We start from the raw sequence: 10,408 nt of genomic DNA on the forward strand, positions 1-10,408 counted from the left end.
TTAGGTTGATGTCTTTCAATCTAAATAGGATTTTTTCTGTTTAATAACATAAATTGTATCTTTAGTTGTTATGTCGTTAGAAGCTTTTGTATCATACCTGTCATTAGAAAAAAAATACTCAACACATACAGTGACTGCTTATAAAAAAGATATAAGTGAGTTTACAGAGTTTTGTGGGGTAAATTACCAATTGACATCTATAGATGATGTTCCGTACGCTTTTGTGCGTAATTGGATAGTGGTTTTGGTTTCAAAAGGAATTTCAAATAGGTCTATAAATAGAAAAATAGCATCATTAAAAGCGTATTACAAGTTTTTGCAAAAGATAGGTCGCGTAGTAGTTAACCCTTTAGCTAAACATAAAGCCTTAAAAATATCTAAGAAAATAGAAATCCCGTTTTCTTTTGAAGAGGTAGAGGCAGCTTTAAATGAGGTAGATTTTGAAGCGGGTTTTGAGGGAGAGAGAGATAGGTTAATAATAGGACTTTTATACGCAACAGGTGTTAGAAGGATAGAGTTAGTTAATTTAAAGCTTAAAAATGTAGATGTAAAAGCTAAGACAATTAAAGTTTTAGGGAAAAGAAATAAGGAACGAGTTGTTCCTTTGGCTCCTTTTGTATGTCCTTGGGTGTATTCTTATTTAGAAAATAGAGAAGCTTTACCGGTAATTAACGATGAGGCATACTTTTTTCTGCTAAAGTCAGGAGATAAAGTGTATGAAAGTCTTGTTTATAGAATAATAAATCGTTATTTTAGTAAGGTCTCTTCTAAGCAAAAAAATAGTCCACATATATTAAGGCATACATTTGCGACACATTTGTTAAATGAAGGGGCAGATCTAAATTCAGTAAAAGAATTGTTAGGGCATTCAAGCTTAGCGTCTACTCAAGTCTATACGCACAATAGTATAGCAGAACTTAAAAAAGTGCATTTAGCAGCTCATCCTAGAAATAAGAAATAACAATTTTTGTATTGCTGGTATTGTTTAATTTTAAAAACCTTCTCTTATGAAAGTAAACACGCAATCAGTTAATTTTAATGCAAACGGAGATTTAATGTCTTTTGTGCAAACCAGATTAGATAAGTTAGAAACCTTCTATGATAAAGTAATAAGTTCGGATGTTTATCTAAAAGTAGAGAACACAAGTTCAAAAGAAAATAAGGTTGTAGAGATCAAAATTAGGGTGCCTAAAGAAAATATTATGGTAAAAAAACAATGTAAGTCGTTTGAAGAGGCAATTGACTCTGCATGCAATTCTATTGAAAGACAGCTTGTTAAAAGAAAAGAGAAATTAAGGGTGTAAATTTTTTTAAATTTTTTTTAAAAAATATTTTGAATAACTGAAAACTAGTTATACATTTGCAGTCCGTTAGAAATAGCGGGCTTTTTTAAAGCAGAAAAGCAAGGTTAAAAGCCGATGTAGCTCAGCTGGCTAGAGCAGCTGATTTGTAATCAGCAGGTCGTGGGTTCGAGTCCCTCCATCGGCTCTAAATTTTGAAAATTAAGTCTTGGTTTTAAGTTTAAAACTAAGTATTTTTGAAAGTTCATTTTGTACTGAAAAAAAAAGTTTTGGGGAGATACTCAAGCGGCCAACGAGGGCAGACTGTAAATCTGCTGACTACGTCTTCGCAGGTTCGAATCCTGCTCTCCCCACAAATTAGTTAAAGCAAGATAAAATTAGGTTATTTTGTTTGAAATAATGGTAGTTGTAGATTTTTAAATTTTTTTAGAAATTTGCAGAATAAAAGAAGAATGCGAGAGTAGCTCAGTTGGTAGAGCGTCAGCCTTCCAAGCTGAATGTCGCCGGTTCGAACCCGGTCTCTCGCTCTAAGTTTTTCTAGGTTTTTGAAGTCTAGAGGAAGTTGTGTAAAAATATATTTTGAAGTTGATTTTTTTGAAGTAGAAAATATGTTTTTATAGACAGCGATGTCGTTCCTGATTATAGGCATTGGTTTTTTAGGTTATTTTTAATAATAACAATTAAATTAAACAACGTTTTACGCCGGTGTAGCTCAGGGGTAGAGCGTTTCCTTGGTAAGGAAGAGGTCACGAGTTCAAATCTCGTCATTGGCTCAAGAAGTATAATTTGTACACTAATATATAACTAAGATTAAAACTCATTAAACATGGCAAAGGAAACTTTTGATCGTTCCAAACCGCACTTAAATATAGGTACTATTGGACACGTAGATCACGGTAAAACTACTTTAACTGCTGCTATTACAACAGTATTGGCAAATGCAGGTCTTTCTGAATTAAGAAGTTTCGATTCTATCGATAACGCTCCAGAAGAAAAAGAAAGAGGTATAACAATTAATACTTCTCACGTAGAGTATTCAACTGCAAACCGTCACTATGCACACGTAGATTGTCCAGGTCACGCGGATTACGTTAAGAACATGGTAACTGGTGCTGCTCAGATGGATGGTGCTATTTTGGTAGTTGCTGCAACTGATGGTCCAATGCCTCAAACACGTGAGCACATCTTATTAGGTCGTCAGGTAGGTATTCCAAGAATCGTTGTTTTCTTAAACAAGGTTGATATGGTTGATGATGAAGAGCTTTTAGAGCTTGTTGAAATGGAAGTTAGAGAATTGCTTTCTTTTTACGAGTATGATGGTGATAATGGTCCTGTTGTTTCTGGTTCTGCTTTAGGTGCACTTAATGGTGAGCAAAAATGGGTAGATACAGTAATGGAATTGATGGAGGCTGTTGATAACTGGATCGAATTGCCAAAGCGTGATGTAGATAAGGATTTCTTAATGCCTGTAGAGGATGTATTTACAATTACAGGTCGTGGAACAGTTGCAACTGGTCGTATTGAAACTGGTGTTGCTAATACAGGTGATGCTGTTGATATCATTGGTATGGGTGCTGAGAAATTAGCTTCTACTATTACTGGTGTTGAAATGTTCCGTAAGATATTAGATAGAGGTGAAGCTGGTGATAACGTAGGTATCTTATTAAGAGGTATTGAAAAGTCTCAAATCAGTAGAGGTATGGTAATCTGTAAGCCAGGTTCTGTTAAGCCACACTCTAAGTTTGAAGCTGAGGTTTATATCTTGAAAAAAGAAGAAGGTGGTCGTCACACACCATTCCATAATAACTACCGTCCACAGTTTTACGTAAGAACAACGGATGTAACAGGAACTATTAGTCTTCCTTCAGGAGTTGAAATGGTTATGCCTGGTGATAACTTAACTATTACAGTAGAATTATTATCTCCTATTGCACTTAGTGAAGGTTTACGTTTTGCAATCCGTGAGGGTGGTAGAACAGTAGGTGCTGGTCAGGTAACTAAGATCATAGAATAGATCTAAAATAATTACATTACATTGAGGGTGTCCTGCCGAGGTAGGATACCTTTCGATGTAAATATAGACGGGCGTAGCTCAGTTGGTAGAGCACTGGTCTCCAAAACCAGGTGTCGGGAGTTCGAGTCTCTCCGCCCGTGCAATAGAAAGGAAATGCGTTTCCTTTTATTTATAAATAATAAAGTAAAACATTCGCATGCTAACATATATTAAAGAATCAGTAGAAGAACTTAGAAATAATGTTACATGGCCAACAAGAGCAGAGGCTTCTAACCTTATGGTTGTTGTCGCTGTTTTTACTATTTTGTTTGCCTTGGCAACTTGGGGTGTAGATGAGCTTTTTAGTAAAGCTGTTAAGTTTTATTTTGATAAAGTTATAAACTAATAACCCTTGTGCTATGTCAGAAGTATTAGAGAAAAAATGGTATGTAGTTAGGGCGGTAAGTGGTCAAGAAAATAAAATTAAAGGCTATATCGAGAGTGAGGTAGCTAGATTAGGTTTTTCAGACTACTTGGAAGATGTTTTAGTTCCTACAGAAAAAGTGGTTCAGGTTCGTAATGGAAAAAAAATAAACAAAGAAAAGGTTTATTTTCCTGGGTACATAATGGTAAAGGCTAATTTAGGAGGAGAGATGGTGCATATTATCAGATCTATAACTAATGTAATAGGCTTTTTAGGAGAAGTTAAAGGTGGCGATCCTGTTCCTTTAAGAAAATCAGAAGTAAATCGTATGTTAGGAAAAGTAGATGAGCTAGCTGTTACAACAGATAGTGTTGCTATTCCTTTTGTATTAGGAGAAACAATAAAGGTTGTTGATGGTCCTTTTAATGGTTTTAACGGAACTGTTGAGAAAATTAACGAAGAAAAGCGTAAACTTGAAGTGATGGTTAAGATTTTTGGAAGAAAAACACCATTAGAGTTAAGTTATATGCAAGTTGAAAAAGTATAATTAAGAACTGTTACATAGTAAAAATGTGTGTTGCTTCCGAATAACATATATTTTTCGAATTTAATTTTATACAATGGCAAAAGAAGTAAGTAAAGTAGTTAAACTACAAGTTAGGGGAGGTGCAGCGAATCCATCGCCACCGGTTGGACCCGCTTTAGGTGCTGCCGGAGTTAACATCATGGAGTTCTGTAAGCAATTTAATGCGCGTACACAGGACAAACAAGGTAAGGTTTTACCAGTTGTTATCACGGTATTTAAAGATAAGTCATTTGACTTTATCGTTAAGACACCGCCAGCGGCAGTTCAGCTTTTAGAGGCAGCTAAGATAAAGAAAGGATCTGGCGAACCTAACAGAAACAAAGTGGCAAGTGTATCTTGGGACCAAGTTAAGCAAATTGCAGAAGACAAAATGGTAGATTTAAATGCATTTACAGTAGAGTCGGCAATGAGTATGATAGCAGGTACTGCAAGATCTATGGGTTTAAAAGTTTCAGGTACTAGACCTTTTTAAAATCTTAAAAGCAATTTAAAATGGCGAAATTAACAAAAAAGCAAAAAGACGCTTACGCAAAGATAGATAAGAACAAACTTTATTCTTTGGAAGAAGCATCTGCTTTAATAAAAGAAATAACTAATACAAAATTTGATTCATCTGTAGATGTTGCTGTACGTTTGGGTGTAGATCCAAGAAAAGCAAATCAAATGGTGCGTGGGGTTGTAACATTGCCACACGGAACAGGTAAAGATGTTAAAGTTTTGGCTTTAGTAACTCCAGACAAGGAAGCAGAAGCAAAAGAAGCTGGTGCAGACTATGTTGGATTAGATGAATATTTGGATAAAATAAAAAGCGGTTGGACAGATGTTGATGTAATTATCACTATGCCAAGTGTAATGGGTAAACTAGGACCTTTAGGTAGAGTTTTAGGACCAAGAGGTTTAATGCCTAATCCAAAAACAGGAACAGTTACTATGGATATAGCTAAAGCTGTATCTGAAGTAAAAGCTGGTAAAATTGATTTTAAAGTTGATAAAACAGGTATTGTGCATGCTGCGATAGGGAAAGTTTCTTTCTCTGAAGATAAAATTGCAGAGAACGCAAAAGAGTTGTTTGATACACTTATGAAATTAAAGCCTACTGCTGCAAAAGGTGTTTATGTAAAAAGTATTTACCTATCTAGTACAATGAGCCCAAGTGTTCAATTAGATCCAAAAGTAGTAGCGTAACTGTTGCTTTAAAGTTTATATTATGACAAAAGAAGAAAAATTAAACGTAATAGAAGATTTAACTTCACAGTTAGCTGAAAATGCAACCATTTATTTGGCTGATATTTCAGGTTTAGATGCTGTAGCTACTTCAGATTTAAGAAGAGCTTGCTTTAAAGCGGGTGTTAAACTTTCAGTTATTAAGAATACATTGCTTGCTAAAGCAATGGAAGCTTCGGATAAGGAGTTTGGAGAACTTCCAGAGGTGTTAAAAGGAAACACTTCTTTAATGTTTTCTGAAACAAGTAATGCGCCAGCAAAATTAATAAAGAACTTCAGAAAAAAATCTGATAAGCCTTTATTAAAAGGAGCATTTATTGAAGAAGAAGTATATATAGGAGATGATCAATTAGATGCTTTAGTTAGCATTAAGTCTAAAGAAGAAGTTATTGGCGATATTATTGGATTGTTACAATCACCAGCTAAAAACGTTATTTCTGGACTTAAATCTGGTGGTGGAAAAATCGCTGGAATTCTAAAAACATTATCAGAAAAATAGTACGCACTAAAAACAATTATATTTTAAAAATTTATTAAACGATAGAAAAATGGCAGATTTAAAAGATTTCGCAGAACAATTGGTTAACTTAACTGTAAAAGAGGTAAACGAGTTAGCAAATATATTAAAAGATGAGTACGGTATAGAGCCTGCTGCTGCTGCAGTAGCTGTTGCTGCTGGTGGTGGAGCTGCTGGTGGTGAAGCTGCAGAAGAGCAAACTGAATTTGATGTTGTATTAAAATCAGCTGGTGCTTCTAAATTAGCAGTTGTAAAATTAGTTAAGGAATTAACTGGTTTAGGTTTAAAAGATGCTAAAGATATCGTAGATAGCGCACCAAAAGCTGTTAAAGAAGGTGTTTCTAAAGACGAAGCTGAAGGTATTAAAAAATCTTTAGAAGAAGCAGGAGCGGAAGTTGAGCTTAAATAATAGCAACAACCATAACGTTTTTGGGATAGGTCTTTACGCTATATGCGTATAGACCTAATCCCATTTTTATATATATTGTATATGAAGTAATATACTACGAGAATACTATTCATAACATAATTTTGTCCATTGATGTTCACAAAACAGACTCAAAGAATAAATTTTGCATCAGCTAAGAATATTCCAGATTACCCGGATTTCTTGGACATTCAGATTAAATCATTTCAGGATTTCTTCCAACTTGAAACTAAATCTGATGAAAGAGGCGACGAAGGTTTGTATAATACCTTCTTGGAAAACTTTCCAATTACTGACACAAGAAATCAATTCGTATTAGAGTTTCTTGATTACTTTATTGATCCACCTAGATATTCTATTCAAGAATGTATAGAAAGAGGGTTAACCTATAGTGTTCCACTAAAGGCAAGACTAAAACTTTATTGTACGGACCCAGAACATGAAGATTTTGAAACTATAGTACAAGATGTGTACTTAGGAACAATTCCTTACATGACACCAAGTGGTACATTTGTTATTAATGGTGCAGAACGTGTTGTTGTATCTCAATTACACCGTTCTCCAGGGGTTTTCTTCGGACAGTCTTTCCATGCTAACGGTACTAAATTGTATTCTGCAAGAGTAATTCCTTTTAAAGGCTCTTGGATAGAATTTGCAACAGATATCAATGGCGTTATGTACGCTTACATTGATAGAAAGAAAAAATTACCAGTAACAACCTTATTTAGAGCTATTGGCTTTGAACGTGATAAGGATATTTTGGAAATCTTTGATTTATCAGAAGAAATCAAAGTTTCAAATGCTGGACTTAAAAAAGTATTAGGACGTAAGCTTGCAGCTAGAGTATTAAATACTTGGCACGAGGATTTCGTAGATGAGGATACAGGTGAAGTTGTTTCTATAGAAAGAAACGAAATTGTATTAGATAGAGATACAGTTCTTGAAAAAGAACACATTGCCGAAATTATGGAGGCAGATGTAAAAACTATTCTTTTACATAAAGAGAATAATGCACAATCTGATTATGCAATTATTCATAATACATTACAAAAAGATCCAACAAACTCAGAAAAAGAGGCTGTTGAGCATATTTATAGACAATTACGTAATGCTGAGCCGCCAGATGAGGAAACAGCACGTGGTATTATAGATAAATTATTCTTCTCTGACCAACGTTACAACTTAGGTGAAGTAGGTCGTTATAGAATGAATAAAAAATTACAGTTAGATATTGGAATGGACAAGCAAGTCTTGACTAAAGAAGATATTATAACTATTATTAAATACTTAATAGAGCTTATAAACTCTAAAGCAGAGATTGATGATATTGACCACTTGTCTAACCGTCGTGTACGTACAGTAGGTGAGCAATTATCTCAGCAGTTTGGTGTAGGACTTGCTCGTATGGCAAGAACTATTCGTGAACGTATGAACGTTAGAGATAACGAAGTATTTACACCTATTGATTTGATTAATGCAAAGACATTGTCTTCTGTAATTAATTCTTTCTTTGGAACAAACCAGTTATCTCAGTTTATGGATCAAACAAATCCATTAGCAGAAATAACACACAAACGTAGATTATCTGCCCTTGGGCCAGGTGGTTTATCTAGAGAAAGAGCAGGGTTTGAGGTACGTGATGTTCACTATACACACTACGGTAGACTTTGTCCTATTGAGACTCCTGAAGGACCAAATATTGGACTTATTTCTTCATTATCTGTATATGCAAAAGTGAATCCTATGGGATTCTTAGAAACTCCTTACCGTAAGGTTACTAATGGTGTTGTAGATACAGAAGAATATGCATATTTAAGTGCAGAGGAAGAGGAAGGTATGAAAATATCTCAAGCCAATATTCCTTTAAAAGAAGATGGTGAAATAGATGTAGATAAGGTTATTGCTCGTGAAGAGGGTGATTTCCCAGTTGTAGATCCTGCAGAAATTAATTATACAGACGTTGCTCCAAATCAAATTGCATCAATATCTGCCTCTTTAATTCCGTTCTTAGAACATGATGATGCCAACCGTGCATTGATGGGGTCTAACATGATGCGTCAGGCAGTTCCTTTGTTAAGACCAGAATCTCCAATTGTTGGTACTGGTTTAGAACGTCAGGTAGCATCAGACTCTAGAGTTTTAATTAACGCAGAAGGAGATGGTGTTGTTGAGTATGTAGATTCTCAAAAAGTTACTATTAAGTATGATAGAACTGAAGAGGAACGTTTAGTTAGTTTTGAAGAAGACTCTAAAACATATAACTTGGTTAAGTTTAGAAAAACAAACCAAGGTACAAGTATTAACCTTAAACCTATTGTAGAAAAAGGTGATAAGGTTAAAAAAGGTCAAGTATTATGTGAAGGTTATGCTACTCAATTAGGGGAGTTAGCCTTAGGTAGAAATATGAAGGTAGCCTTTATGCCTTGGAAAGGGTATAACTTTGAGGATGCAATTGTGATTTCTGAAAAAGTAGTTCGTGAAGACATTTTTACATCTATACATATTGATGAGTATTCTTTAGAAGTAAGAGATACTAAATTAGGAGCAGAAGAATTAACACATGATATCCCTAACGTTTCTGAAGAAGCTACTAAAGATTTAGATGAAAACGGGATGATCCGTATAGGTGCAGAAGTTAAACCTGGTGATATTTTAATTGGTAAAATTACTCCAAAAGGAGAATCAGATCCAACACCAGAAGAAAAATTACTTCGTGCTATATTCGGTGATAAGGCAGGAGACGTTAAAGATGCATCTTTAAAAGCATCACCATCTTTAAGAGGTGTTGTAATAGGTAAGAAATTATTTTCTAGATCTATTAAAGATAAACGTACTCGTGTAGAAGATAAAGATGCTATTAATAAATTAGAGCTAGAATACGAAGTTAAATTCCAACAGCTTAAAGATATATTAGTAGAAAAACTATTTACATTAGTTAATGGTAAAACATCACAGGGTGTACTTAATGACTTAGGAGAAGAAGTTCTTCCAAAAGGTAAAAAGTACTCTATGAAAATGTTAAACTCTGTTGACGATTTTGCTCACCTTGTAGGTGGAAGCTGGACAGTAGATAAGGATCTTAATGCAATGGTTGCAGATTTAATTCACAACTATAAAATTAAGCTTAACGATCTTCAAGGAAACTTAAGAAGAGATAAATTTACTATTTCTGTTGGTGATGAGTTACCTCCAGGAATAATGAAATTAGCTAAAGTTTATGTTGCTAAAAAACGTAAACTTAAAGTTGGTGATAAAATGGCGGGTCGTCACGGTAACAAAGGTATTGTTGCCCGTATTGTACGTCATGAAGATATGCCTTTCTTAGAAGACGGAACTCCAGTAGATATCGTATTAAACCCATTAGGTGTACCATCTCGTATGAACATTGGGCAAATATATGAGACTGTATTAGGTTGGGCCGGTTTAAAATTAGGCAAAAAGTATGCAACTCCAATTTTTGATGGTGCTACATTAGAACAAATTAACGGATACACAGATGAAGCAGGTATACCACGTTTTGGTCATACTTACTTATACGATGGTGGAACTGGAAAACGTTTTGATCAGCCAGCAACTGTAGGTGTTATTTACATGCTTAAATTAGGACATATGGTAGATGATAAAATGCACGCTCGTTCTATAGGTCCATATTCTTTAATTACACAACAACCATTAGGTGGTAAAGCACAATTTGGTGGTCAGCGTTTTGGAGAGATGGAAGTATGGGCACTAGAAGCATATGGTGCGTCTGCAACACTAAGAGAAATATTAACAGTTAAGTCTGATGATGTTATTGGTAGAGCTAAAACGTATGAGTCTATTGTAAAAGGCGAAACAATGCCAGAACCTGGTTTACCAGAATCTTTCAATGTATTAATGCATGAACTTAAGGGATTAGGTTTAGATATTAGATTGGAAGAATAACAAGACCTTGTC

10 protein-coding genes and 5 tRNA genes are annotated in these 10,408 nt (G+C 34.7%); all 15 read left to right on the forward strand.

All coding sequences use genetic code 11. The features are described from left to right. The first annotated feature begins 70 nt into the window (after positions 1-70). A complete protein-coding gene (locus JM80_RS07785; protein WP_144709637.1) occupies positions 71-961 on the forward strand; it encodes a tyrosine-type recombinase/integrase in 891 nt (296 codons plus the stop codon). Between the two features lie 46 nt (positions 962-1,007). Next, complete coding sequence (gene hpf, locus JM80_RS07790) at positions 1,008-1,304, forward strand: ribosome hibernation-promoting factor, HPF/YfiA family (RefSeq protein ID WP_013620115.1); 297 nt, start codon at positions 1,008-1,010, stop codon at positions 1,302-1,304. A 110-nt stretch (positions 1,305-1,414) separates the two neighbouring features. Beyond that, positions 1,415-1,488: transfer RNA gene (locus JM80_RS07795), tRNA-Thr, on the forward strand. Positions 1,489-1,572: 84 nt separating this feature from the next. Beyond that, positions 1,573-1,654, forward strand: a tRNA-Tyr gene (locus JM80_RS07800). A 101-nt stretch (positions 1,655-1,755) separates the two neighbouring features. Continuing rightward, a tRNA-Gly gene (locus JM80_RS07805) sits at positions 1,756-1,828 on the forward strand. A 174-nt stretch (positions 1,829-2,002) separates the two neighbouring features. Beyond that, positions 2,003-2,074, forward strand: a tRNA-Thr gene (locus JM80_RS07810). A 53-nt stretch (positions 2,075-2,127) separates the two neighbouring features. Then, positions 2,128-3,315, forward strand: a complete 1,188-nt coding sequence (gene tuf, locus JM80_RS07815) for an elongation factor Tu (protein ID WP_013620114.1) — start codon at positions 2,128-2,130, stop codon at positions 3,313-3,315. Positions 3,316-3,382: 67 nt separating this feature from the next. Continuing rightward, a tRNA-Trp gene (locus JM80_RS07820) sits at positions 3,383-3,455 on the forward strand. A 56-nt stretch (positions 3,456-3,511) separates the two neighbouring features. After that, positions 3,512-3,700: a preprotein translocase subunit SecE gene (gene secE / locus JM80_RS07825; RefSeq protein ID WP_013620113.1), complete on the forward strand. Its 189-nt coding sequence runs from the start codon at positions 3,512-3,514 to the stop codon at positions 3,698-3,700. 13 nt (positions 3,701-3,713) lie between these two features. After that, on the forward strand, positions 3,714-4,265 hold the full coding sequence (nusG, locus tag JM80_RS07830; protein WP_013620112.1) for a transcription termination/antitermination protein NusG: 552 nt from the start codon (positions 3,714-3,716) through the stop codon (positions 4,263-4,265). Positions 4,266-4,338: 73 nt separating this feature from the next. Then, positions 4,339-4,776, forward strand: a complete 438-nt coding sequence (rplK, locus tag JM80_RS07835; RefSeq protein WP_013620111.1) for a 50S ribosomal protein L11 — start codon at positions 4,339-4,341, stop codon at positions 4,774-4,776. Between the two features lie 20 nt (positions 4,777-4,796). Further along, complete coding sequence (gene rplA, locus JM80_RS07840) at positions 4,797-5,489, forward strand: 50S ribosomal protein L1 (protein ID WP_013620110.1); 693 nt, start codon at positions 4,797-4,799, stop codon at positions 5,487-5,489. A gap of 22 nt (positions 5,490-5,511) precedes the next feature. Beyond that, positions 5,512-6,027: a 50S ribosomal protein L10 gene (rplJ, locus tag JM80_RS07845; RefSeq protein WP_034646237.1), complete on the forward strand. Its 516-nt coding sequence runs from the start codon at positions 5,512-5,514 to the stop codon at positions 6,025-6,027. A gap of 49 nt (positions 6,028-6,076) precedes the next feature. Further along, positions 6,077-6,454, forward strand: coding sequence for a 50S ribosomal protein L7/L12 (rplL, locus tag JM80_RS07850; RefSeq protein WP_013620108.1), 378 nt, complete (start codon positions 6,077-6,079; stop codon positions 6,452-6,454). A gap of 132 nt (positions 6,455-6,586) precedes the next feature. Next, on the forward strand, positions 6,587-10,396 hold the full coding sequence (rpoB, locus tag JM80_RS07855; protein WP_013620107.1) for a DNA-directed RNA polymerase subunit beta: 3,810 nt from the start codon (positions 6,587-6,589) through the stop codon (positions 10,394-10,396). Positions 10,397-10,408 lie beyond the last annotated feature (12 nt).

Origin of the sequence: Cellulophaga sp. RHA_52 (assembly GCF_007827205.1) — a bacterium.
Taxonomy (GTDB): Bacteria; Bacteroidota; Bacteroidia; order Flavobacteriales; family Flavobacteriaceae; genus Cellulophaga; species Cellulophaga lytica.